This window comes from Psychrobacter sp. Cmf 22.2, assembly GCF_001921745.1.
Lineage (GTDB): Bacteria > Pseudomonadota > Gammaproteobacteria > Pseudomonadales > Moraxellaceae > Psychrobacter.
On sequence record NZ_MRYA01000007.1, the window covers coordinates 56,224 to 81,485 of the forward strand.

General features: G+C 43.2%; 23 protein-coding genes and 1 tRNA gene. 19 read left to right on the forward strand and 5 right to left on the reverse strand.

The genetic code is table 11. The features are described from left to right. The first annotated feature begins 53 nt into the window (after positions 1-53). The 6 genes from BTV98_RS11330 (at position 54) to BTV98_RS11355 (ending at position 6,085) form a co-directional block, all read left to right on the forward strand. Positions 54-1,820, forward strand: coding sequence for a hypothetical protein (locus BTV98_RS11330; protein ID WP_058369171.1), 1,767 nt, complete (start codon positions 54-56; stop codon positions 1,818-1,820). Positions 1,821-1,823: 3 nt separating this feature from the next. Continuing rightward, a complete protein-coding gene (locus BTV98_RS11335) occupies positions 1,824-2,549 on the forward strand; it encodes a DUF3726 domain-containing protein (protein ID WP_058369170.1) in 726 nt (241 codons plus the stop codon). Between the two features lie 241 nt (positions 2,550-2,790). Next, complete coding sequence (locus BTV98_RS11340) at positions 2,791-3,153, forward strand: helix-turn-helix transcriptional regulator (RefSeq protein WP_058369181.1); 363 nt, start codon at positions 2,791-2,793, stop codon at positions 3,151-3,153. Between the two features lie 223 nt (positions 3,154-3,376). Beyond that, complete coding sequence (gene arsC, locus BTV98_RS11345) at positions 3,377-3,787, forward strand: arsenate reductase (glutaredoxin) (protein WP_058368439.1); 411 nt, start codon at positions 3,377-3,379, stop codon at positions 3,785-3,787. Further along, a complete protein-coding gene (arsH, locus tag BTV98_RS11350; protein WP_075103631.1) occupies positions 3,771-4,529 on the forward strand; it encodes an arsenical resistance protein ArsH in 759 nt (252 codons plus the stop codon). Before arsC ends, arsH begins: the two co-directional genes overlap by 17 nt. Before the next feature lie 245 nt (positions 4,530-4,774). Next, positions 4,775-6,085 carry an arsenic transporter gene (locus BTV98_RS11355; protein ID WP_058368437.1) on the forward strand — a complete coding sequence of 437 codons (1,311 nt, stop codon included), beginning with the start codon at positions 4,775-4,777 and terminating at the stop codon, positions 6,083-6,085. A gap of 41 nt (positions 6,086-6,126) precedes the next feature. On the opposite strand, the gene BTV98_RS11360 is transcribed toward BTV98_RS11355, so the two are convergent. Both BTV98_RS11360 and BTV98_RS11365 read right to left on the reverse strand, forming a co-directional pair. Continuing rightward, a complete protein-coding gene (locus tag BTV98_RS11360) occupies positions 6,127-7,575 on the reverse strand; it encodes an ATP-binding protein (RefSeq protein ID WP_058368436.1) in 1,449 nt (482 codons plus the stop codon). A 1-nt stretch (position 7,576) separates the two neighbouring features. Beyond that, entirely contained in the window at positions 7,577-8,338 is a 762-nt protein-coding gene (locus BTV98_RS11365; RefSeq protein WP_058368435.1) for a heavy metal response regulator transcription factor, read from the reverse strand. 313 nt (positions 8,339-8,651) lie between these two features. On the opposite strand from BTV98_RS11365, the gene BTV98_RS11370 reads away from it, so the two are divergent. The 9 genes from BTV98_RS11370 (at position 8,652) to BTV98_RS11405 (ending at position 17,235) form a co-directional block, all read left to right on the forward strand. Then, the gene (locus tag BTV98_RS11370; protein ID WP_075103632.1) at positions 8,652-8,987 is read left to right on the forward strand and encodes a hypothetical protein; all 336 of its coding nucleotides are present in this window, start codon (positions 8,652-8,654) and stop codon (positions 8,985-8,987) included. 205 nt (positions 8,988-9,192) lie between these two features. Beyond that, complete coding sequence (locus BTV98_RS11375; protein WP_058368433.1) at positions 9,193-9,468, forward strand: hypothetical protein; 276 nt, start codon at positions 9,193-9,195, stop codon at positions 9,466-9,468. Positions 9,469-9,599: 131 nt separating this feature from the next. Then, entirely contained in the window at positions 9,600-10,196 is a 597-nt protein-coding gene (locus tag BTV98_RS11380) for a cytochrome c (RefSeq protein WP_058368432.1), read from the forward strand. Between the two features lie 37 nt (positions 10,197-10,233). After that, a complete protein-coding gene (locus tag BTV98_RS11385) occupies positions 10,234-10,875 on the forward strand; it encodes a DUF411 domain-containing protein (RefSeq protein WP_058368431.1) in 642 nt (213 codons plus the stop codon). Positions 10,876-10,949: 74 nt separating this feature from the next. After that, positions 10,950-12,653, forward strand: a complete 1,704-nt coding sequence (locus BTV98_RS11390) for a copper resistance system multicopper oxidase (protein WP_075103633.1) — start codon at positions 10,950-10,952, stop codon at positions 12,651-12,653. Between the two features lie 25 nt (positions 12,654-12,678). After that, positions 12,679-13,803, forward strand: coding sequence for a copper resistance protein B (locus tag BTV98_RS11395; RefSeq protein ID WP_075103634.1), 1,125 nt, complete (start codon positions 12,679-12,681; stop codon positions 13,801-13,803). 97 nt (positions 13,804-13,900) lie between these two features. Next, the gene (locus BTV98_RS11400) at positions 13,901-14,377 is read left to right on the forward strand and encodes a DUF305 domain-containing protein (RefSeq protein WP_058368429.1); all 477 of its coding nucleotides are present in this window, start codon (positions 13,901-13,903) and stop codon (positions 14,375-14,377) included. A gap of 138 nt (positions 14,378-14,515) precedes the next feature. After that, positions 14,516-14,692: a hypothetical protein gene (locus tag BTV98_RS13665; protein WP_156410065.1), complete on the forward strand. Its 177-nt coding sequence runs from the start codon at positions 14,516-14,518 to the stop codon at positions 14,690-14,692. A 113-nt stretch (positions 14,693-14,805) separates the two neighbouring features. Beyond that, positions 14,806-17,235: a copper-translocating P-type ATPase gene (locus BTV98_RS11405; protein WP_058368428.1), complete on the forward strand. Its 2,430-nt coding sequence runs from the start codon at positions 14,806-14,808 to the stop codon at positions 17,233-17,235. 149 nt (positions 17,236-17,384) lie between these two features. On the opposite strand, the gene BTV98_RS11410 is transcribed toward BTV98_RS11405, so the two are convergent. Then, the gene (locus BTV98_RS11410; protein WP_075103635.1) at positions 17,385-17,636 is read right to left on the reverse strand and encodes a transposase; all 252 of its coding nucleotides are present in this window, start codon (positions 17,634-17,636) and stop codon (positions 17,385-17,387) included. 343 nt (positions 17,637-17,979) lie between these two features. Here BTV98_RS11410 and BTV98_RS11415 point away from each other — a divergent pair, with 343 nt between their 5' ends. Then, on the forward strand, positions 17,980-19,893 hold the full coding sequence (locus BTV98_RS11415; RefSeq protein WP_075103636.1) for an acyltransferase family protein: 1,914 nt from the start codon (positions 17,980-17,982) through the stop codon (positions 19,891-19,893). 118 nt (positions 19,894-20,011) lie between these two features. Then, on the forward strand, positions 20,012-20,707 hold the full coding sequence (locus BTV98_RS11420) for a hypothetical protein (RefSeq protein WP_058368425.1): 696 nt from the start codon (positions 20,012-20,014) through the stop codon (positions 20,705-20,707). Positions 20,708-20,990: 283 nt separating this feature from the next. Here the strand turns inward: BTV98_RS11420 and BTV98_RS11425 are convergent. Then, positions 20,991-21,077: transfer RNA gene (locus BTV98_RS11425), tRNA-Leu, on the reverse strand. Between the two features lie 147 nt (positions 21,078-21,224). After that, positions 21,225-21,998, reverse strand: coding sequence for a ferredoxin--NADP reductase (locus tag BTV98_RS11430; protein WP_058368442.1), 774 nt, complete (start codon positions 21,996-21,998; stop codon positions 21,225-21,227). Positions 21,999-22,527: 529 nt separating this feature from the next. On the opposite strand from BTV98_RS11430, the gene tsaA reads away from it, so the two are divergent. After that, entirely contained in the window at positions 22,528-23,403 is an 876-nt protein-coding gene (gene tsaA, locus BTV98_RS11435) for a tRNA (N6-threonylcarbamoyladenosine(37)-N6)-methyltransferase TrmO (protein ID WP_058368444.1), read from the forward strand. Between the two features lie 68 nt (positions 23,404-23,471). Continuing rightward, positions 23,472-25,259 (forward strand): GspE/PulE family protein, encoded by a 1,788-nt coding sequence (locus BTV98_RS11440; protein ID WP_058368441.1) that lies wholly within the window; start codon positions 23,472-23,474, stop codon positions 25,257-25,259. Positions 25,260-25,262 lie beyond the last annotated feature (3 nt).

Sequence of the window (25,262 nt, forward strand, 5' to 3'; positions counted from 1 at the left end):
TAAAACGGTTAGCCAGTTAACTGGACTGACATATTTTGTAAGGTAGTGGCATTATGAATTTGGTTCACGCAAGCAATGAGAGCATTGACGTAGCGACACTGTCTTTACGCAGTCCTGATGTGGTCATGAATGCTGAGCGGCTGGGCGCCATGCACCAGACGCGTATCAGCTTTGTGCGCACATTACTGCGTAAAATTGATAGAGAAAAATGGACGCTGAGCACGCATCTTTGGGACTTAGATGACAATGGTTATGGACAAGTGATCTACCGTCTGCAAACCCCAGAGCATACTTATCATTTGGTGGTGTTTTGCAATGAGTTGGCAGATGACGAGCGCAATGATCGAGTGATCGCCCAAAAATGGGACGTCACCTTTGGTCTGGTGTTTGGGGAGATCGGTCAGGAGCTGCTCGATAATCTCAAAGCCAATGTGCCGCTGCAAGAAGCGGGTCGCAACTCCAACATGGTGATGGTACTGGCGCGAGCGAATAAAAGTGTACGCGTCTTTGATCATATTGTGAGCGCTTTAGCTGATGGTCAGCAGCCAGACCTTGAGGTACTAGCACAAGTTGGCTATATCTTGCGTACCACGGCAGTCTATGGCAATGGCAAATTTGGTATTTATGATTTTAAGCCATTAGATCATAGCGAAGACTTTAATCAGTCGTTTCGCGCGCAGATGTGTGCCGTTTACTTGCTACGCGAATTTAGCCTTGATTGGGTTGATTTTTTGGCAAAGAAAAAGGGCGGCAACAAAGCAGTCGCACTGCATCCAGAGATTAAGCGCTATCTTGGTATTGGCAATGCGACGGGTCTGGGTATGGCACCGTATCTGATCAATCACCCTTGTATCGTTGATCAGTGGCTCACCACGCGTGAAGAAGCGGTGCAAGCGACCTTGGTCTGTGATATTGAGTCAGAAAAGGTGGCGTATTTTTCCAGCTTGCTTGCGCGTGCGATTCAGCATTTTACCGAAATCGTTACCATCAATGAGCATCAAGCCACATTAAACGAAGCTGTCGTTACAGAGTTGAGTGCGTTACAAAGTGAGCTTATGACCACGATTGAAAGTTACAAAACATGGGCGGAGTTCCTGCAAGCTCACGACCTCTTAAGTTTTGAGAGTCAAGAAGTTATTATCTCTTGCTTAATGGAGCTATACCCTGAGCGTGTGGATTCGTTCCAAGAAAAAGTCAACGCCGATGAAAACTTATCATTACCGAAAGGTAAGGTGATTCAAGATTTGCTTGATGTATTAGAGTCACGTTATCAATGGGCGATTACAATTGATTTTGATGAGCCTGATAATCGCTATTGGTTTTGGTATCGCTCAGTGGATAAAGAAGAGCCACGCATGGGCGTACGCGGTCAAGAGCCAGGTGATGATCGAGAGCTGTCATTAGACATCGCACGGCAAGCAAAAAATCTGTACTTGGCATTACAGCAAGCCGATCCACAGCAGCTCATATCTGAGTTTATGTTGAGCAAACCTAAGTATCGCTCTATCGCTCGCCGCGTATGGACCATGGGACATAAAAAAATGGGTGATATTCAGATGAATGTCTTACATAAGCATACGCCGCCCATGCATCTGCTACGCTGTAAACTATCTATGTTTGGCGCGACCAAGTTCGATCCGAGATCTGATCGCTGGGTGCGAATCACTTTGTTCCAAGGTGCGCCTTTATTTAGCGAAGTACATAGTGATGAATGGCTGTTTCCTTTATTACCTAACTTGTCTACAAAGGATTCATCTACAGAAAATTCGTCTACCCAAAAACTGCCCGCACAAGACTCAACCGTTACTAAGGAGGTTTAAGACATGATTGTATCGCACAATGAAATCGTGGCAATGGTGTATAAAGCCTTTACTGGGATGCACCGAGAAGTAGGCGAAGCTGATGTCATTGCCTCTATGGTGGCTGAGCTTGAGATGGCAGGACTGGACGGTGTACGACATTTTAATAATGCCACCCCTTTTATTTTGTCTGAACAAGATGCGCCCATTGATATTGTCCATCAAGAAGCGGGCGCCATTCGCTTTGATTTGCATAACAGCAGTTTGATTTGTCATTTGCCTGCCATCATGGACTATGCCCTAGAAAAGATGGGCGATTTGGATCATTTTCAGATTTATATAATGAACTGCCACAATCGCTGGCTGGCATATAGTGAGCTGGTCAAGCTCGCTGATAATGGCATTGCCTGTCTGGCGAAATGGGATAATGGCACGGTACCCAAGCATACTTTGTTTACCTTGAACCAAGGCTTTGTCTATCCTGATCTGTACTTTTTTAATGAACCACAAGACAATTATAATACTAATGATATGATCATTGAGCTGGCGACTGCTAACTTCGATATCGAACAAGAAATCGAACACTTTGACCATAAAATATCGACGGATGAATTGTACGCCAACCATCAGCGCTCATGGAAAGAGGGTATCCATATCGATGATGAGCAGTGGGCGATACTCAAAAAAACAGCGGCCGCTATATTGGTAGAAAATAGCGAAGTATCGAGCAAAGGCGCGGGCGGGGTGTAAATCTGACTGATCTTTATACTTTAAATAATTTTTTAATATATTCGGTTGCTCTTGTTGGGTAGTGTAAGCCCAGTTTAGTTGATAGCCTAACTTGTTTATTGACATTAAAAACCCGCTAAATTGTTTTTAGCGGGTTTTTTGCTGTATGATGTGCATTGTCAAAAGTTCTAAGTTATCAATTATCAACACTTCTAATTTATTATTTGTTGAATTATTTTTATATGTCTGTATTATTGGACATATGGAAATAACAACTGCTATCGCAAGCTTCGCGGCACTCTCTCAAGACACGCGTCTAAAAGCCTTTAAATTACTGGTCAGTCAAGAGCCTGAAGGCTTACCAGCGGGTGAAATAGCCCGTCAGCTATGTGTGCCGCATAACACCATGTCCGCGCATCTATCAGTGCTGGCACGAGCAGGGTGGGTGGTGTCAAAACGCCAAAGTCGGCAAATTATCTATCGCGCGTCGTTGTCGCATATGGAGGCGGTCGTGCAGTTTTTGTTGCAAGACTGCTGCGCAGGACATCCAGAGCTGTGTGCTTCGCTGATGGACAGCTTAAGTGGCTGTGAGGCTGCCAAATCTGATAAACAAGATAGTTTTTAGGGCAAGCGCTAAGCTAAGCAGCTAGCTACTTTAATAAACATCTTCTTAATAACTATAGTCGATTCTAAATAAAACAGATACGTTATATGTCAACGTGGAACTGGTATAAATTTTTCTGGCGTGCTGTGCCTGCGCAGACAGAGGCTGCGTAAAATTCATCCCAGTTCCACTGTATCGTTTTTATGCTGAATTCTCTATAGATTCAAAAATAGGTGAAATCGCTATGAAACCATTAATTTTTCATAATCCAAACTGCGGTACCTCTCGCAATACGCTTGCCATCATGAAGGCATCAGGCGAGCAACCGGAAGTAGTGGAGTATCTAAAAAACCCGCCGAGCCGTGACGAGTTGGTTGCGCTATTGGCAAAGATGAATATTTCGCCAAGAGAGTTACTACGTAGCAAAGAAGCCATCAATGATGAGCTGGGTTTAGACAATCCTGAGTTATCTGATGACGACATTATCGATGCGATGATGGCGCATCCTATCTTAATCAACCGTCCTATCGTGGTCACGGATAAGGGCGCAGCCTTGTGCCGACCATCAGAGCGGGTGTTTGAATTGTTAGACAATCCAGTGAGCAGCTTTACTAAAGAGGACGGCGAGACGATTTATCATGACAACAGCCAATAGAAATCAACCTCACGCAGAGGGTTTATTTAATCTAGATGACTTGCCCAATATTGATGCCAGTCAATTACAACCGATCGATATTGATTCCTTGGTTGCGCCAACTGACCCACGTCATCCGCCTAAGATACTGGTGCTATACGGGTCGTTACGTGAGCGCTCATTTTCTCGACTGGCGGCCGAGGAAGCGAGCCGACTACTACGTTGGTATGGCTGCGAGGTGCGGATGTTCAATCCGTCAGGGTTGCCGCTGCCAGATGATGCTGATAGCGATCATCCAAAGGTGCAAGAGCTGCGCGAGCTGGCACAGTGGTCAGAAGGCATGCTGTGGGTGAGTCCAGAGCGCCACGGCAGCATCACCAGTATTATGAAAGCACAAATCGATTGGATACCACTCGCACTGGGCGGCGTACGCCCAACTCAAGGTAAAACCTTGGCAGTGATGCAAGTGAGCGGTGGCAGTCAAAGCTTTAATACCGTCAATCAGCTGCGTATTCTTGGGCGCTGGATGCGTATGATTACCATCCCCAATCAATCGTCTATCCCTAAAGCCTTTTTAGAATTCAATGATGACAATCGCATGGTTATGTCGCCTTTATATCTGCGCCTAGTTGATGTCTGTGAAGAGCTGGTGAAGTTTACATGGCTGACTCGTGGACGCTCGGCCTATCTGACCGATAGGTACTCTGAGCGGGTGGAAAGCGCTGAGGAAGTGTCGCAGCGTGTCAATCAAAAGTCGATTTAGTCTTTTATATAGTTGACCCACTTCAAAAACGATACAGTGCGGTTGGGATGAATTTTGTGCAGCATCGAAAGATAACAGCACGCAAGGAAAATTTATATCAACTGCACGATAGCATCAGCGTATCGATTTTATTTCGAACTGATTATAGATTCAATCGGCTAAACCAAATAGCTCAACAAAATCGGTTAAAACAAGCCGGTTAAACCAATTCGGTTAAAAAAAGCCAGCTTAAATAAGGTTGCTCCATGCTCGCATTAACTATCTTTATCGTGACTTTGGTTTTAGTGATATGGCAGCCTAAAGGCTTGGGCATTGGTTGGAGCGCGCTGGGCGGGGCGTTGGTCGCTTTAGCGTTTGGCGTGGTGCAGTTGTCTGATGTCGCTGTGGTGTGGGATATCGTTTGGGATGCGACCTTTACCTTTGTGGCACTTATCATCATCTCGCTTATCTTAGATAGGGCGGGGTTTTTTGGTTGGGCGGCGCTCCATGTGGCCAGACTTGGCAATGGACAAGGGCGCTTGTTGTTTCCCATGATTGTGATACTGGGCGCGTTTATCTCCGCGTTTTTTGCCAATGATGGCGCTGCATTACTCCTGACACCGATCGTCATCGCCATCTTGCTACGGCTTAAGTTTTCACCGCCGTCGGCATTGGCTTTTATCATCGCCACGGGCTTTATCGCTGACACCGCAAGTTTGCCGTTAGTGACGTCTAATCTGGTCAATATCGTCAGCGCCAATTATTTTGATATTGGCTTTGGACGTTATGCCGCAGTCATGGTGCCAGTCAACATCGTCTCTGTCATCGCGACATTAGCAGTGCTGTGGGTGGTCTATGCCCGCCAAATCCCAACACACTACTCTATTGCCAATCTTAGCGCGCCTACGTCAGCTATCGAAGATCCGCTGGTGTTTAAAGCCGCTTTTCCGCTATTAGCCTTGTTATTGGTTGCTTATTTTGCCACCGAGTCACTAGGTATTCCTATCTCCTTCGTGACTGGCGCTGCTGCGCTGGTGCTGATGGCAATTGCAGGTCGCTGGTGGCAAGGTGGTCGGGGTGCTGTTGTTTCTGTATCTGACGTCGTACGTAAAGCGCCTTGGCAAATCGTATTGTTTTCAATCGGTATGTACTTGGTCGTTTATGGGTTGGGTAACGCAGGACTGACGGCTTATGGTGCCCAAATACTGAATTGGTTAGGGCAGCAGGGCAATATTATCGCGACAGTAGGCACGGGATTTCTTTCAGCGATCGTGGCTTCTATCATGAATAATATGCCATCTACCTTAGTAGGCGCATTGGCTATTGATAGCGCGCAAGTACCCGCAGCGACTCGCGAGCTGATGATATATGCCAATGTCATTGGCAATGATTTGGGGCCAAAGTTTACACCCATCGGTAGCCTTGCGACATTATTATGGCTACATGTGTTGGCAGAGAAGGACTATAAAATCAGCTGGGGGCAGTATATGAAAATCGGGTTGCTCATTACGCCGCCAGTGTTACTAGCTACGCTGTTGGCTTTGGTGGTTTGGTTGCCGATTCTACCGAGTTATTGAGAAGCTATAGTCGATTCGCTTTAAAACCGATACAGTGCTCGCTACAAAATTACCTCAACTTGGAAGTAATAGTCATCTTTGATAGTAATGCTGACTTTGCCGTTATGGGCGTTGACAATAGCTTGCACAATGGATAATCCCAGACCTGATCCTGCGTGCATAGTCTTGGTTTGATCATGTCGATGGAAGCGCTCAAATAATTTATCCGCATCGCTTTGAGTCAGGGGCTTAGCCAATTTATTAGTTATGGTGATTGTTAACGTAGAGGTTGTAGCTGCTTCAATAATAATGACGCTATCACTAGCCGCATAATAGATGGCATTTGACAGTAGATTGGCAAACAATCTTTGCAACAAACTTTTATCGCCTAGCACTGTGCCAAAGCTGCCTGTTTTTTCAAAAGTTATCTCACGATCTTCCGCTATTAACTCAAAGTAATCTATGAGCTTAGTAATAAGTAAGTCTGTATCGACAGGTTTAAGCTGCGAGTCTTCAAGTCCTTTTTGAGTTTTTGCTAGCAAGAGCATGTTATTAATCAGCGCAGATAATTGCTCAAGCGTGTCATGCTGATGATGCAACTGCTCGATATATTCATTGGTGTTTCTTGTCTTGCTAAGCATGACCTGAGTCTGAGTGCCAAGGGTTGCAAGCGGGGTACGCAGTTCATGCGCGATATTATCCGAGAAGCGGGATAGCGATTCAAAGTTGCTCTCAAGCTTACTCATCATCAAGTTATAAGACTCAGCAAGCGGGCGCAGCTCGCGTGGCATATCACTAACGATGACTCGTTCATCCAGCTTTTCAGGGTTGATGCCTTTCATCTTTTGGACGATAGTAGATAAAGGCGCAAAACCCCAGTAGACACTTAATGCGGCGACTGATACCAATAGCAGGGTAATCGCTATCAATATCATACTGAGCTGGCGGTTAAACTGTAATAAATACTGATGATGGACATCAATAGGCAGGGCGATAAGCGCGAGCATTTGATTGTCTTGAATGATAACGGCGCGGTAACTTCTATTATTTATCTCCACGACAAACTGCTGCTCGTGATGGTCTTGCCATAGAGATGGCAGGTTGAAATCTGTGGGTAACTCATCGGCAAAGCTACTCGGAGCACTAGACAATAAGCGACCGTTTTTATCCGCTATGAGCGTCTTTAGATCGTAGTCCAGCCAAGAGGAATGAAGGTGATCAGAGCCAATCGAGGCTGATGTTGGTAAAGTGGGTGAGTTCAGCGAAGTTGCTGCAGATAGTGAAGAAGGTAAAGTTGGAGAAGCCGTTTCTTCATCGAGATGGATTATGCGCTTGCGTAGATTAAACGCGGCATGCGTAATAATCTCTGAATCCATTTGCTCAAAGTGACCATTTACAGAGCGCTGAACCCAGATATAAATAACGATTTGAGAGATGACAACGAATATCGTCAGTAAAAAAATCGTCCGCCATAGCAGAGGTAAGCGTCGATTTTCAAAGTTATATTTCATTTTATTTGGCTTCAGTGCTATTGGTGGCAACACTATTCATTACATTGTCATTGATGGTAGCGTTATCAGTACTCGTATCCGAAGTATTTATGGCATCCAATCGATAGCCCATCCCGCGCACGGTATGAATTAGCTTTATAGCAAATTCATCATCGATTTTGAGTCGCAGACGTCTTATAGCGACGTCAATGACATTGGTATCACTATCAAAATTCATGTCCCATACTTGCGAGGCGATGACGGAGCGTGGCAATACCTCACCTTGACGTTCTAACAAAAATTGCAATAGGGAGAACTCTTTTGCTGTGAGTTTAATGGCGGTATCACCTCTGTGTACAGTGCGCTTGGCAATGTCCATTTTTAGATCTGCTATTTGCATAATAGTGCTTTTATAATCTGCTTGATTGGCGCGGCGGAGCAGACTCTTTATTCTGACTATTAATTCTGCAAAGGCAAAAGGTTTGGTTAGATAGTCATCTCCGCCGATTTCAATGCCTTTGATTTTATCACTCAAATCATCTTTTGCCGTCAAAAATAAGACGGGCGTATGCTTGCCAGCGGCGCGGTAATTGCGTACCAACTCAAAGCCACTGACATCAGGTAGCATCACATCCATTAACACCACGCTGAACTCATCTGTCATCAAGGCATGATAGCCGTCTAGACCAGTTGTATGATGGTCAACGATAAAGCCCGCTTCAGTTAGCCCCTTTTTTATATACTCTCCAAGTTTTATCTCATCTTCTACTAGTAATACTTTCATTGTTGTTCCTTTAAATATCACTCTGATAATTGGTAGCTTAACACTGAATCATTTTTAGACACGTCTATACATCAATTGGTTCGATTGCCTAGTTGTAATAAAGACTTGTATGACAAGTTTGATTTATTTCTAACAAACATGTCATGTCTGCGTCATTAAGCTGTCAGTCTCAGTTTAGTATTCTCAATCAACGCTAAATATGAGGCTTTGTTTGCTAGAGACGGTTTCTAAAAAATAAAGTTAACTTCTATAAATAGCTTCACTAACAAACATTCTACTTGAATGTCCAATTATTTATCTTTGAGAGTATTATATGAAAAATTATGGTCTAAAAAATGCAGCGCTATTGTCGCTATCGATGTCACTGTCAATGTTTGTCGGCATATCAGCAGCAAACGCGCATACTACCAACCTAAGCACTTCAATTCTTAACAACTGCGATGCGGTTACTCAATTTGCAAAAAATGCGGATCACAATGATGCGCAGATATCTGATGCGCAAATGAAAAGCTATATCGATGCAAGAGTAGCCTGTCAAGTTCAGCATCAAGATCAACACCTGCAAGCTGAGAAGTATTTTGTAGACAAGTATGGTCGAGATCGCGACAGTAATGCTAAGGCAATACTAGAGGATTATGTGCAACATTAAAATCTATAGATGCGAAGATGACAGAATTGTCATCTTGGTGTCATCTGTCAGTCAGAATGAGTAAGTTATCATTTAGGCTGATTTGATAGCCTTAGTCTTTGATAGCTTTAAATTTCAATATATTCTTAAGTTTCAAGATGTTAAAGCCAAATTTAACCCAGCGTAAGCTTTACTAGCTGTTAATCAAATCAAATAAGGAATTATTATGTCACCATTTAAATCAATCATCGTTACTGCTGTTGCTCTAGTCGTTTCAACGTCTGCTATGGCTCATGATCCAAAATTGCACGCACAAAAGGATCAAATGAACTGTAAAAAGATGGAAAAACATATGCAAATGATGCAAAAGATGGATCATAGCAAGATGGATATGAACGACCCTGCCATGAAAGCAATGATGGCTAATATGGGAAAAATGAAGCAAATGCATCAAAAACACTGCGTCAGTAGTGACAATGGAAGTAATGACAGTAAATCTTAAGAATTTTGAATATAGTCCTATGAAATATACATCACTATCAGGCAGCTTTGCTGAATAAGCAGTTTTATTAAGTAAACAGCCGTGCTAAATGAGAGTGGTGTATTAACAAAAATAGATTTTAGGATAAATACATGAAATTCTTATTGGGGATACTTTTTGCCGTTGTTGTTGCGATCGCTGGTGTTTTTGCTGTGGTTACTAGTGGTGTCGTAAACGTTGGGGCCGATCAAGAGCATAGCCCAATGATGTATAGCTTCTTAGAAACCGCTCGCAATCGTTCAATAGAAAATGCCAGTAAAGATATCATCGTTCCAGATTTAGCACAGGTAGACATGATTAGCACTGGCGGTGCAGATTATAAAGATATGTGCGCAGGCTGCCATTTATCTCCTGGTGTAGAACAGACTGATCTTAGTCAAGGCCTATATCCAAAGCCACCTAATTTCACCAATACTGATATTGTTGAGCGTTATCAAACGCAGGCGGGTGCTAGACAAGGGTTTTGGGCAATTAAACATGGCATCATGGCGTCTGGGATGCCAGCTTGGGGCGCAACGCATGATGACGATAGAATGTGGGCCATGGTCGCGTTTATCAGATCGTTACCTGAATTAGATAAAAGTCAGTACACTATGCTAACAACAAGATTGGACGACGATATGCTGGATATGGCATTTGATAGTGACATGATGGGTATGTCAGATGACGGATCTGAAATGCAGCATTAATGATTAAATATATACACAAACGCTTAGGAGTGACTTTATGAAGCGCTATACCAATATGTTTTCTAATGAACACAACCGGTTATCTGGTCGTGTTCTTTTAGTGATGGCGACATCTTCACTACTACTAGCGGCTTGTAGCCAATCAAATACGAGCGCTTCTGATTCAAAGCCTGTAGCGTCTGAACCAACGGTCGCTACGCAATCGGCACAGGTAGCACAGCCCCAAGCTGAACTGACGGCGGTTACAGCTCCTATCATTAACCAAACAGAGCTACTTAAAGATGTCTCCGCCACTGTTTATAAAGATGCCAATTGTGGCTGTTGTAAAGAATGGGTAGGTTATGCAGAAGATAATGGTTTAAACGCCACTGCGCAAGACGTTGCAGACTTGTCGGTATTTAAAGAGCGTTATAGCGTACCACCGCAAATGCAGTCTTGTCATACCGCAGTCACCACCGATGGTTATGTCTTTGAAGGTCATGTCCCGGCCAAGCACATGGCACAATTCTTAGAGAATCCACCTAGCGATGCTATTGGACTTGCTGTACCAGGCATGCCAGTCGGTAGCCCTGGTATGGAGTATCAAAACCAGTTTATGCCGTATCAAATCATGCAAATCAATAAAGACGGTACAACCAGCGTTTATGCCGATGTTGAGTCGCCGCAGCAGCAATTGTAATTTGATTGATGTTTAAAGTAGATCGTTTAGTACAAACTCAATTCCCATTTTATGGATTAAGTTAGGTCATTATTATGAATAATAAAAACATGCTTAACCGCAGGCGTTTTTTGACAGGGTCATCGACGCTACTTGGTGCGTCTATGCTATCGACGCTACCAACCATTGCAAATAGTGCCTTGGGTGCAAATCAAAAAAACGTCGTCATTAACAGTGATAAACCCGATCACAAAGTACCCATACTGACAGGCACAGAGTTTGATCTGTATGTCAGCAAAAAGATGATTACGGTTAATGGCAAGACGAGCATGGCGACGCTTATCAATGACTCATTGCCAGCGCCAACGCTAAAAATGCGCGAAGGTGATACGGTAGTGATTCGCGTGCACAATCAGATGAATGAGTCGACCTCTATCCATTGGCATGGTCTGCTAGTGCCATTCGAGATGGACGGCGTGCCAGGTATTAGTTTTGATGGTATCCCAGCCAATAGCACCTTTACGTATAAATTTACCCTAAAACAAGCGGGTACTTATTGGTATCACTCGCATACTGGATTCCAAGAACAAACCGGTATGCGCGGGGCGATTGTCATTGAACCAAAAGGACGCGAACGTCATCCTACCCAAGAAGACCATGTCATTTTACTCAGTGATTGGACGCACCGTGACCCACACAACTTGCTGAAACTATTAAAACAGCGGGCAGACTTTGATAATTATCATTTGCCAGATTTTAAGAAGCTTTTGTCCGATATTGCCGCAACGGATTTAGAAGCTGCTTTTGATAAGCGCAAAATGTGGAATCAGATGCGCATGATGCCGACAGATTTTACCGATCTGTCTGGTGAAAAGACCTTTACTTATTTGATGAATGGTAAAACCACTGCGGCTAACTGGACGCAACTTGTCAAGGCTGGACAGCCTGTCAAACTACGTTTTATCAATGGCTCCGCGCAGACGATATTTGATGTGCGTATACCAGGACTGAAAATAAAAGTAGTTGGTACAGATGGTAATGATGTCGCGCCTGTTGATGTCGATGATTTTCGTATTGGAGTGGCCGAGACTTATGATGTCATCGTCACACCAACCAAAGATGCTCATACTATATTTGCCCAAAATATCGATCGGACGGATTATGTGGCGACCACGCTTGCTACTAAAAAGGGCGCACGTGCACCAATACCGGCTATGGATAAAGTTGAATGGCTAACCATGGCTGATATGATGGGTGCGATGGGAGATAAAGGTTATCACGCTCGACATGCCAAAACAGAATACGACTTTAAGACCGATATGCGCGTCGATAGTCCACGTATGAACCTTGATGATCCAGGCATCAACCTGCGCAACATTGATAGACAGGTTCTGACATACAGTCAGCTGCGTTCTGTTGATGAGCATATTTTGGCTGAGCAGAAAAAACCGACTAGAGAGCTTGAGATTCACTTAACAGGCAATATGGAGCGTTATATTTGGGCATTGGATGGGATTATGTTTCGGGATGCTGCGCCTGTTAACATCAAACCTAATGAGCGCGTGCGTATCACCTTAGTCAATGACACTATGATGAATCATCCGATGCATTTGCATGGTATGTGGAGCGATCTGCGTGCGCCTGATGGTGACTTTCAGGTTCGTAAGCATACGATCACGGTACAACCTGCTCAAAAGATTAGTTTTGATGTTACGGGTGAAGTTGGACGCTGGGCTTGGCATTGCCACCTGCTTTATCACATGGAAGCTGGGATGTTTAGAGAAGTTGCCGTTGTTTAATGAACCTTTGAATATGAGCCTTATTATGAAAATATATAAAGTAGGTCTACCGTTTATTGGCATGTCATCTTTGATATTATTAATGTCACCTTTAGCAAATGCTGCTGAGATGTCGCACATGGATCATGGCAGTATGGACATGTCAGGTGATATGTCAGATATGGATCACAGTGGCATGGATATGTCAGGCGATATGTCAGATATGGACCATAGCGGTATGGATATGTCAGGCGATATGTCAGATATGGACCATAGTGGCATGGATATGTCAGGCGATATGTCAGATATGGACCATAGCGGTATGGATATGTCAGGTGATATGTCAGATATGGACCATAGCGGTATGGATATGTCAGGTGATATGTCGGATATGGACCATAGTGGCATGGATATGTCAGGTATGGATCATGGCAGTATGGACATGTCAGGGATGCAAGGCGGTGAACCGCCAGCCGATGCTCGTAGTCCAGATTATTCAAATGGCGTTCCTTATGGAGAGCATGGCAAGCCTGTGATGATGGGTAGCTTACCGCTATGGGGCGTGTCAGTAGACGATTTGGGCTATCAGTTCGAGGAGGATCAAATCAATTATGAGTTTGACACGTGGTACGGTACAGACAGCAACCGCGTATCGCTACGTAGCGAAGGTAGTATTCAAACTAAAGATGAGAAAGAAATTGATAGCTTAACCTCACTATCTTACTGGAAGCCGCTTAGTATCTTTTGGAATGGGGAGGCTGGTATTGCTTATGATACCGAAAATGACAAGCCTGCTGTGATGGCTGGCATTGTAGGCACTGCGCCATATTTCATCGAAACTGACGCTAGAGCCTATGTATATACCGATGGACAAGTCCGTCTGGATCTAGGTGCGGAGTATGAGTGGCGCTTAGATCAGCATTGGGTAGTCATTCCAGAAGTAGAGCTGACGGCATTTAGTAAAGACGATACGGATAACAATATTAGTAAGGGATTTAACGAACTAGAAACCGAAGTCAGGCTGACTTATGAGACACTGAGTCGACAGCTTGCGCCTTATGTGGGTATTAGCTATGAGACTGCCTTGAGCGACGCACGAGATTTGCGACGCCAAGAAGACGAAGCTGTTGATTCTAGTAGTGTGACAGCCGGTGTGAAGTTTTGGTTCTAGTGTTAATCATCTAAGCAAAAAACAGGCTATAACACTAGCTCCGAAAAAAGGCACCTCTTTAGTTAGGTGCCTTTTTTACTAAATTAAGGACGAAATTATGAATAATCATATGGATAATAAACAGAAACAAATGAACCCCTATGTGAAGTTCACCCTGATGATTTTAACATCGACAGTAGTGATGTTTATCATGATGTACTTTAATACATATAAATGGGATCACGTTTATTTTAGTGAGACCAGAGCTTATATGGCGTTATATATGGGCGCTATGATGGCTATTATCATGCTTGCCTTTATGGGTAATATGTATAAAAAGACCAAGATCAATCTAATGGTCTATGGGATTAGCGTCGTACTATTTGCCTTTGGCATATGGGGCGTTAGATCGCAACAAACGGTTGATCAGGTCGATTGGATGCAAGCGATGATACCGCATCATTCTATTGCTATTTTGACCAGTACCCGTGCTGATATCGAAGATCCGCGTGTGCGCCAGCTTGCTGATGACATTATCGAAGCACAAAAGCGTGAAATCGGTGAGATGCAACAATTGATTGATGAATTGGAATAACTAGAACAGACTATTGCCAATTTCGAGTATTACGTATTCGAGACTATCGAGTAAATAGCTTATTGAAAGGTATACGTTCACCCGCTATTGTTATATCATTACTACTAATAAGGGAATGATAAATAAGGAGTCCTTATAATGGTGATTATGATGCATGGTATGCCTAATGTCGTTATGCACGGCATGATGAATGGTTCAATTCATGGCATGGGATGGGGAAGATCGATAGTCTCCTTATCGTTTACGGTACTGGTTTTTGCTGTACTGATATTGGCTATTTTGGCACTGATTAAATATCTGCGTAAATCAGACTAAGTCTGAGGCTCAATTAAATGGTTAGGCAGGTAAAGCAGAGTAGAAACCACGGCTATCAGCGCTTGATATAATTGGTTCAAAATCTCTACTCGTTGTCTTCAAGGAGTGATTTTATGAAGCATGTTGACGATACAAAGTCTATAGAAGGCGGACAGTACGATAAAGTACCTACTGGCTATAATGGCACAATCTTTATCTGTCCCATGCATCCTGAGGTTAGAGATGTTGAGAAGAGCGATTGCCCAATATGCGGTATGTTTCTACAACCTAAAGACCAAGTTGTTAAAGAGGTCGCTGATTCCAAAGACCATGAAGACAGTCACGCGCATTGTCACGGAGCAGACGCTCACAGCGGCGACGTAAAACCCGTTAAAGGCGGGAAATACGACAAAGTACCAGACGATTACAAGGGTACAGTCTATATCTGTCCCATGCATCCCGAAGTCCGAGACGTTGAGAATAGCGGCTGTCCGATATGCGGCATGGCACTTGAGCCAGAAACGGTTACTGTCGGTGAGGAAGACACGTCTGAGCTTGATGATATGACGCGTCGATTTTGGATTTGTACCGTGCTTACTTTACCGCTATTTATCTACGCTATGGGCGAGATGGTTGGGATAAATTTAGATAATATTGGTCAATATGATATCTCAGGCCCCGTCTCGCAGTGGTTGCAATTAGCGCTTGCTACTCCCGTTGTACTGTGGGGCGCCGCGCCGTTCTTCGTTCGAGGCTGGCAGTCTATAAAAAGCCGCAATCTAAATATGTTTACTTTGATTGCGATAGGCGTAGGCGCTGCTTATATTTTTAGTATTATCGCGACCTTTTTCCCGCATATTTTTCCAGACAGTTTCAGAGATAGCGCTGGTCAAGTCGGTGTGTATTATGAAGCGGCAGCTGTCATCGTAACCTTGGTGCTGTTGGGTCAAGTATTAGAGCTAAAAGCCAGAAGTCAGACCTCGGGCGCAATTCGAGCATTGCTTGAGCTGGCACCGCCAACTGCAAGACGTGTTGATGAACATGACAATGAAGTTGAGGTCGCGCTTGATGAGGTCGTCAGTGGTGATAAGCTAAGAGTTAGACCCGGAGAGAAGCTGCCAGTAGATGGTACTGTACTCGATGGTAATAGCAATGTTGACGAATCAATGGTTACGGGCGAGCCAATCCCTGTCTCAAAAGTAGCAGGAGATACAGTCACTGGCGGTACGGTGAATGGCACTGGCACGTTGCTTATTGAGGCGGTCAACGTCGGAGCAGATTCGGTATTATCCAAAATCGTACAAATGGTTAGCGATGCCCAGCGTAGCCGTGCGCCTATCCAGCGCTTGGTAGATCAGGTGGCTGGCTGGTTTGTGCCTATTGTCATTGTCACCTCCATCATCACCTTTATTGTGTGGGCGATATTCGGACCTGAGCCGGCTATGGCCTATGCACTGGTTAACGCTATCGCAGTACTCATTATCGCCTGTCCTTGTGCGCTTGGGCTGGCAACGCCAATGTCAATCATGGTCGGTACAGGCATGGGCGCACAAAACGGCGTATTGATTAAAAACGCCGAAGCGCTTGAGACTATGGAAAAGGTTGATACTATCGTTGTTGACAAGACCGGTACGCTAACCGCTGGTAAGCCTGAATTGACTGCTATTGATGCGCTGGCAGGTCAAGATGAGGATGAGTTTCTGGCTTTGGTCGCCGCGGTAGAAAGCGCGAGCGAGCACCCTTTGGCAGAAGCTATTGTGAGAGCGGCTCAAGATAAATCGCTTACTATCCCTAAAGCCCAAGACTTTAATTCGACGACGGGTGAAGGCGTACAGGCCGTGGTCAACGGCAAACAAGTCGCTATCGGTAACTCCAAGCTTATGGAGCGTGTAAATAGCTTCGATCAGGATTTATCTACGAAAGCTGACGTGCGTAGAAAAGACGGTGAAACGGTCATGTTTGTGGCGATAGATGGTACAGCTGCAGGTATTATTTCAGTGGCTGACCCTATCAAACCAAGCACCAAGGAAGCTATAGGACTGCTACACGAAGCTGGGCTAAAAGTGGTCATGCTAACCGGTGATAACGAAAAAACCGCGCAGGCCGTCGCCAATAAATTAGGTATCGATGACGTCCATGCCGATGTGTCACCAGAAGACAAAAACCGCATCGTTAAAGAGATGCAAGGCAGTGGTCAGTTGGTTGCAATGGCAGGAGACGGTATCAACGACGCGCCTGCACTAGCGCAAGCAAATGTCGGTATTGCGATGGGCACGGGTACGGACGTGGCGATGGAAAGCGCTGGAGTTACCTTATTAAAAGGTGATTTGATGGGTATTGCCAAAGCCCATAAGCTTAGCCACGCCACCATGCGTAATATTAGACAGAATCTGTTCTTCGCCTTTATCTATAATACGCTTGGCGTACCGATTGCTGCAGGCGTGCTCTATCCCGTGTTTGGGCTGCTGCTTAGTCCTATGATAGCAGCGGCTGCTATGAGCTTGTCGTCAGTCTCGGTGATTGGTAACGCTCTTAGGCTGCGGGGTTTGGATTTATCGAAATAGCACTGGGTATCAAGATCAAACGTAATGTGGTTTAAAAATACCTAAGATAATCTAATAAGAAACAGTGATTGAAAGGGCTAGCACTGCATGCAGTGGTGGCTCTTTTTTATGAACTATAACGATAATTGAACTGTCAAATTCATAATCTTTTAATTTACAAACTTTTCCTGTATCTGAGATTTTAAACTTAAATCAGCATATATCTGTTTGAGTCTGCGGTTTTCTTTAAGCTCTTTTAAATGCTTCACATCAGATGCTTCTATACCACTATATTTAGACTTCCATTTGTAGAAGGTTGAACTAGTGATATCGTATTTACGGCATAGCTTTTTGGCAGGCAACCCCACATCAGCTTCTTTTAAAATGGATATAATTTGCGTTTCAGTGATACGTTTGCTCATGTTAAAACGTTTTATGGATGTTTTATAAAAAACTCTATGGCTAAGGTCTATTAGTTTAGGAAATAGTTATACGAGCATAGAATTTTTATGATTTTTCATCAGCAACTTTTATGCTGATCTCTCGTATATGTTTCTTAGGTTTGTAATTTGGCCTTAAAACTTCTTAATAAAATGATGTCTATTGCACATAACTGACATTAACTGCTCTAGTAGAGCTATGCATTCACATACAAATAAGATACCATCGACAATATTTTCTTAGTCGACTGGTGTACAGCCTACAATATTGTATTTACAGCGATATTTATAACAACTTTATATTAACCTTTTGGACAGTGTTCTTATGAAATTTAGAAAAGATATTAATGGCCTCAGGGCAATCGCAGTTATCGCTGTTCTGCTATTCCATTTCAATCCTTCTTGGATGCCAGGAGGCTTTGCTGGCGTTGATGTCTTTTTTGTAATTTCAGGGTTCTTAATGACTGGAATAATATTTAAAGGGATTGAGCAAGACAGATTTTCTATTCTAAAATTCTATGTTGCTCGCGCCAATAGAATCATTCCTGCTCTAGCATTGCTTTGCTTAGTCCTGATGATTTTTGGTTGGTTTTACCTTACGCCCTTTGATTACAGAGTATTAGGTAAGCATGTTGCCAGTAGTATAGGTTTTTTATCCAACGTCATGTACTGGAGGGAAGCTGGATATTTCGATGCAGCTTCTCTTGAAAAATGGCTGTTACATACTTGGACATTATCAGTAGAATGGCAGTTTTACATTATCTATCCATTGATTCTGGTTGCTATGCGTAAGTTTCTGTCAATAAAGACTATGAAACTTATGATACTAGTGGCAACGGTTCTAGGCTTTATATTTTGTGTTTTTTCTACTTACAAATGGCCCAATGCCTCTTACTTCTTATTGACTACCAGAGCGTGGGAGATGTTGATTGGTGGTGTTGCTTATTCTTATCCTTTTACCTTAAAGGAGAACAGAAAAAGGTTTGTAGAGTGGATAGGGGTAGCTTTGGTTGTCAGCTCTTATTTTTTAATATCAGCAGAAAATCCTTGGCCAGGTTACCTAGCGTTATTTCCGGTTCTAGGATCGTTCCTAATTATCCAAGCACAGCGTAACGACAGTATTATTACGAGTAATATAGTCTTCCAAAAACTAGGAGCTTGGTCTTACTCAATTTACCTTTGGCATTGGCCACTTGTTGTAGCTATATACTACTTCTCACTAAGTAGCTCTTATATTTATTTAGGTATGGCACTCTCTATACTACTTGGGTTTTTGAGCTACAAATATGTTGAAAAAATCAATTTCAGAAGAGAGTTTGGCAACTTATTTACGTATTTAAAGCACAAGCCTATATACATGGTATTGGCAATTGGTGTCCTAGGAAGCTTTGTTTTTGTAGATAAAGGGGTTGAGGAAAGATTTTCGTTAAACGCATCTGACAAAAGTATTATTGATGGCCTAAAAATACCTTATAGAAATAACGGTTATTGTTTTTATTCATCTCACGACCCAAGTTTTGAGGTAAGCCAAAGTAAGGGGATCGATTGTTATTTAGGTAATAAAGAAAAAAATGCCAAAACATTACTATTTGGTGATTCTTTTGCTGGTCATAATGAACCATTTTTTGACGAGGTATTTAAGGCTAATGACGCATCCTTTCAATCAATAGTTACCAACTGGTGTGTTCCGTCTCTTACCGAAAACTTTATAGGTTCGAAAACGAATAAGGCCTATGAGCAATGCTTATTAAACAGGAAATACCTGAAAGAAAATATGCAAAATTATGAAAATTTAATATTCGCAGGATCGTGGGGTAATGCTTTAGAATTTGAACAGTTTAAAGATGTGGAAAAACTGATTGATGAAGCAGCTAAGCTAGATGTAAATATATTCCTTATGGCAGCTCCTTACGATTACAAAAAAAACCCGTTACAAGGTTTTTATAAAAGTATTTACTTTGATCAACCATTTGATATAGATGCTTTCGATGGTAATGACACATTTGTAAGTAAAGCAAACATGAGACTGAACAATTTATCTCAAAAACATGACAATGTTTATTATATTGACAGAACAATGCTCTATGAAAATAACAACACTTTTGATGTTAATGGAACTAATGTTCCGTACACTTTTGATGGAGATCATATCTCAGTTATAGGTTCAAAATATTCTGCAAAACACTTTATGAACCACAGTAATTACCAAGCTATGATAAATAACTTTGAGTTAAACTAACTGTTTGAGGGCTAAAAGGGGGCGTATGCCCCTTATTGTGGCGTCATAACTAGCGATATACGCTAGAACTGTGGTCACAGCTATCAATACAGCGAATTTCTAGTACAAGGCACTATACATGACCAATAACAACCCCTTTAACCTTATTCCGCTCAATCCTACCGGCAGAAACGAAGAAGACAACGTCAATACTTATGCTCCTGAAGACATGATAACCATATACGAGCAACAGTTTCTCACGCCAGTGCCTGAAAATGAGCTGACCGAGTTTTTACCAGCGCTAAAAGCCTTTTATGATATCGATGATAATACTTTAGATATCAGCGCGGTTATCTTTGACGCTATAACTGACGCTACTATCATCTATAATCACAAGGTAAAGACAGGCGATTATCAGATAGTAGGAAGCTTAGTACCAGAGCAGATTGAAAACAGCGAAGACAATGTAGACGATGAAAATAGTGATAGCCAAGCCTACACGATAGACTGTATGCGCACGTTTTTTATCAATGATGTAGAGATACCTTATCATTTTAATTTATTTATCCAAGGCGATGGTTATTCTACCTTGACCGAAAAAAACACCGTGCTAGAAAAAATATATTGGTTCGTCAATGCTGGATTTGATGAGCACTTATTAGGCAATCCTGAGGATGCCGTAAGCTTAGAGTCTATCAATGAAGAGCTGGCCAGATTGGGTATAAGAGAGATGGATCTGAGCACCATACATCAATTGGTTGATTATATTGAAGACAATCTTATCGATGATAAAATGGCTGAAGCGTTGAATACCCTCATAGATGACGCTGAATAGAATTGGTTTTAGTCGTAGGATGCATTGTACGTACTCTATGAGATAGAGCCAGCCAACATATAGTCAGATTGGTATAAAAAAATGCAGAGAGACTGGAATAAATTTTACAAAGCCTCTGTCAGCGCAGACACAGCACGCAAGAAAAATTTGTACCAGTCTCTCATATTAATGCAATGTACCTATTTTATTTAGTAACAACTATATCGTAGATTTTTTAGAACAGTTTTATAAACTAACACACAAAAAAATACCGCTAACCAAATCGTTAGCGGTATTTTAGTATTGGTACCAGTGGTCGGACTCGAACCGACACGCTTTTAAAGGCAACGGATTTTGAATCCGTCATGTCTACCAATTCCATCACACTGGCATGTTAGGGGATAAAGTTTTTACTGCTAAACATTATCGAATTGGGCTACAGGGTTAACTATATAGGCTGCGTATTATAACAGCCTATTTTTAGCCGTCAAGAAATATTTATATAAATTGCATTTTAATGAACTTAGCCTTAGCCAAATTATCCGACGAAGGCACGCTCGACTGCATAATCTGCCTGTACGCCCATACGTGGAGAGACAGTAAGACCAAAGCCATCTAATATCTCTGACACTTCCGCATTAAAAGGCATACTACCACAGAGCATGACGCGATCATCGTCTTTATTCATTGGAGGCAGGCCAATGTCTTCAAACAGTTTGCCTGATTTCATCAAGTCAGTGACGCGTCCAGTGTTTCTGAACGCTTCACGCGTGACAGTCGGATAGTAGATGAACTTTTCGCGGTACCATTCACCAAAGATTTCATCATTTGGTAGCTCATTTTCGAACATATCTCGATAAGCCAAATCATCAACGTAACGTACGCCATGGACCAAAATGATTTTATCAAAGCGCTCATAAACTTCAGGATCACGAGCCAATGCTAAGAATGGCGCAAGCCCAGTACCCGTTGATAGCATATAAAGATGTTTACCTGGCAGTAAATCATCAAGCACTAACGTACCTGTTGGTTTTTTGCTGACCAATAGCTCATCACCGACTTTGATATGTTGCAAACGTGACGTTAATGGACCATCTTGAACCTTGATAGAAAAGAATTCTAAATGCTCTTCATAGTTAGGACTAGCAATCGAGTAAGCGCGCAGTAAGGGTCTACCATCGATAGCGAGACCAATCATCGCAAACTCACCATTACGAAAACGTAAACCGTCATCGCGCGTGGTTTTGATGCTAAATAGAGCGTCATTCCAGTGATGAACCTCTGTGACCGTTTCGGTGCGAAGTTTTGACATAAAGTCCTCGTTAATAGATTGCTGACTACGTTGGTAGGTTTAAATGAGTATTAAATCAAAATTTTCAATGGTAGATTCAATATCTTAAAAGTGTCTGTTGCTTATAACCATTATCAAAATAAAGACAGTTAGCGCAACCGCTTAAGATCTAAAATATTAAACTTACTAATCTTGGGTGTTATAAGTTCAATGGCATTATGAGTCAAGCAAATAGGCTGTATTATAAACCGCTATTTTAGCATTATTATAAGCGTTATAAGGGGCTGGGAATGCCTGCAAAGTCTATGTATAGAGACGCTAGCATACGAATACAAACGATTCTCAACAAATTCCATGCTCATAATACCAAACTTTAGAATAAAAATCCGCTCAGGGGCTCTAAGCGGGCATGATAAAATAGAATATCGTTAGTAAATATTTTTGTATAGTCAGCTCAATATAAAAGAGATACAGCGTGATTAAGGCAGGTTTTTTGGAGAGTTTTATGTCAGGTGGCAATGTGTTAGAGGGCGATAAGTCAAAGGACAATATGTTAGAGAGCTATGCATTAGAAAGCCATCATCACGCGCCAATTATTGGCTACCATCGCGCACCCCTATCACAGAAGTTTGGGGCGCCAAGACAGCCAAATCTGGTGGCATTGACTAGCGTGATTGAGATGTTAGCGCCTTATGATACGCCAGCGGCATTTGTCGGATTAGAAGCCTTTAGTCATATTTGGCTTAGCTGGCAGTTTCATCACAATTATTTAAGTAAAGCCAGTCAAGTAAATGAAAACGGCCATATCAATAAAGCGGATAGCAATTTTCGCGCGCAAGTACGACCACCACGGCTGGGCGGTAATGAGAAGATAGGGGTGTTTGCCAGTCGCAGTATGTATCGACCATCAGGTTTAGGGCTATCTGTGGTCAAACTTGAACGGGTCGAGGTAGTACAAGGTCGCGTATTACTAGTCATTAGCGGTGCTGATATGATTGATGGTACGCCAATTATCGATATCAAACCCTATGTCGCTTATAGCGATGCTGTTGATGATGCAGAGAGTGGCTTTGCACCAACTGCGCCGGTACTGCTGGATGTGACGATAACTGAGTCTGCTCATGAGCAGTTTCTGACTTTGATTAATGTAGAGCAGGTCAAGATAGGTCAATCTGATACAACCAACCATCAAGATGTTGGTACAAATAATGCTACGGTATCTTCGATGGTTTGCAAGATACAAAGCCAATTGCTCATCTCTGATATCGACTCTATAAAAGCCTTAATCGCGCAAGATCCACGTCCCGCTTATCGCCGTACGGAGATAAATACAGCGTTTGTCATGCGTTATAAGACTGTGGATGTCAGCTTTCAGTTGCTAAAGACAGGGCAGTTGCAGATCACGGCAATTGTAGAAGTGGATTGAATTCAAGATAATGAGACCTTGTAGGGTGCTTTTTAAGCACCGCTTACCGATAATAAAAGAAGAAAAATATGTCCGCTCAGCAGTATTCGATAGTGATTGATTTACGTTGGTGTCTTGATGAATTGTTGGCAGACAGGGTGATTGACCAGCGTGGCTACAATTTGGTGATTACCAGTCGCCGTGATAAGGCGCAGCATCCGCTACTGACGATTAGTGAATTTGGTTTGCCAAATGGTCATGCGCTTGATAACAGCTCTGAGAATAAATTAACGCTCGCATGGCTCAACCAATGGCTGGCCGCCAAAGCAGATATGCCAATATTTCGCATTGATCCGTTAAAGGTTGATGTGCCGGCAGTGACGCGGCTGATGTCTTTTGAGTATGCGCGCTCGCAGCATATTTTGCCGATTGAGGTTACATTAGATGAGGTCATCATCGGTACCGATCAGCCGTTTTATACCGATTGGCACACAAACATCGAAAAAATCATCAAATCTAAAAGCTATCGCACGGTTTATATCAATCCTGAACAAATTAATCGCTATCGGCAAGAGTTCTACCAAGTTACGCAAGCGATTGCCGGCGCGAACAGCGTCCATAAGCGTGCAGCTGCTGATGTGACCAATGTTGAGGCCTTATTGCAGCTGGGCGACAATACCAATCCAGATGCCAACGATCAACATATCGTCAAAGTCGTCGATTGGCTGTTGCAATATGCCTTTGAGCAGCGTGCCAGTGATATTCATCTAGAGCCACGCCGTGAGACGGGAAAAGTGCGCTTTCGAATTGATGGCGTGCTGCATACTGTTTATGAGATGCCACTGGCGATTATAGTCGCGGTGACCGCACGTGTTAAAATTTTAGGACGTCTTAATGTCGCAGAAAAGCGCAAACCGCAAGATGGTCGCTTAAAAACACGTACCCATAATGGGATGGAAACCGAGCTACGTCTTTCTACCATGCCGACTGCCTTTGGCGAAAAGCTGGTTATGCGCGTCTTTGACCCAGAAGTACTGGTGCGCTCGTTTGCTCAGCTTGGCCTGTCGGGTAAGCAGCTTGAGACTTGGCATGAGCTGACAGCACATCCCAACGGCATTATTTTGGTCACTGGTCCGACGGGCTCTGGTAAAACCACGACGTTATACAGTACGCTCAAGCAGCTAGCGACGGAGCAGGTCAATGTCTGTACTATCGAAGATCCTATTGAGATGATTGAGCCAGCCTTTAACCAAATGCAGGTCAATGCAGGCGTGGATTTGCACTTCGCTGATGGTATTCGCTCCTTGATGCGTCAAGACCCAGACATCATTATGGTTGGTGAGATTCGTGATGCTGAAACCGCCAACATGGCTGTGCAAGCATCCTTAACTGGACACTTGGTGCTCTCGACGTTGCATACCAATGATGCGCCCAGTTCAATCACTCGCTTACATGATTTAGGAATTCAGCCGTTTTTGACTTCGGCAACTATCTTGGGTGTGATGGCGCAGCGATTATTACGGACGTTATGCCCGCACTGTAAGCAAGCCGTTGATGTTACGCCAGATAGCGAGATAGCTATCCAGTGGCAAGAGTTGGTACAGCCTTGGCGCGCTGCTGTGCCAGCACAAATCTATACGGCGCAGGGCTGTGAGCACTGTCGCCATACAGGTTATCAAGGCCGTGTCGGTCTGTACGAGATCATGCCATTGTCGAATGAGCTCAAAAAGCTGGTCGCCGCTGATGCCAATTTGGATACGCTCAAACAACAAGCGTACCGCGAAGGCGTGCAGCCACTGCGCCTATCTGGGGCAAAGCGTATCAGTGAAGGGGTCACGACCATAGAAGAGGTCATGCGCGTGGTGCCACTTAATTAGCTA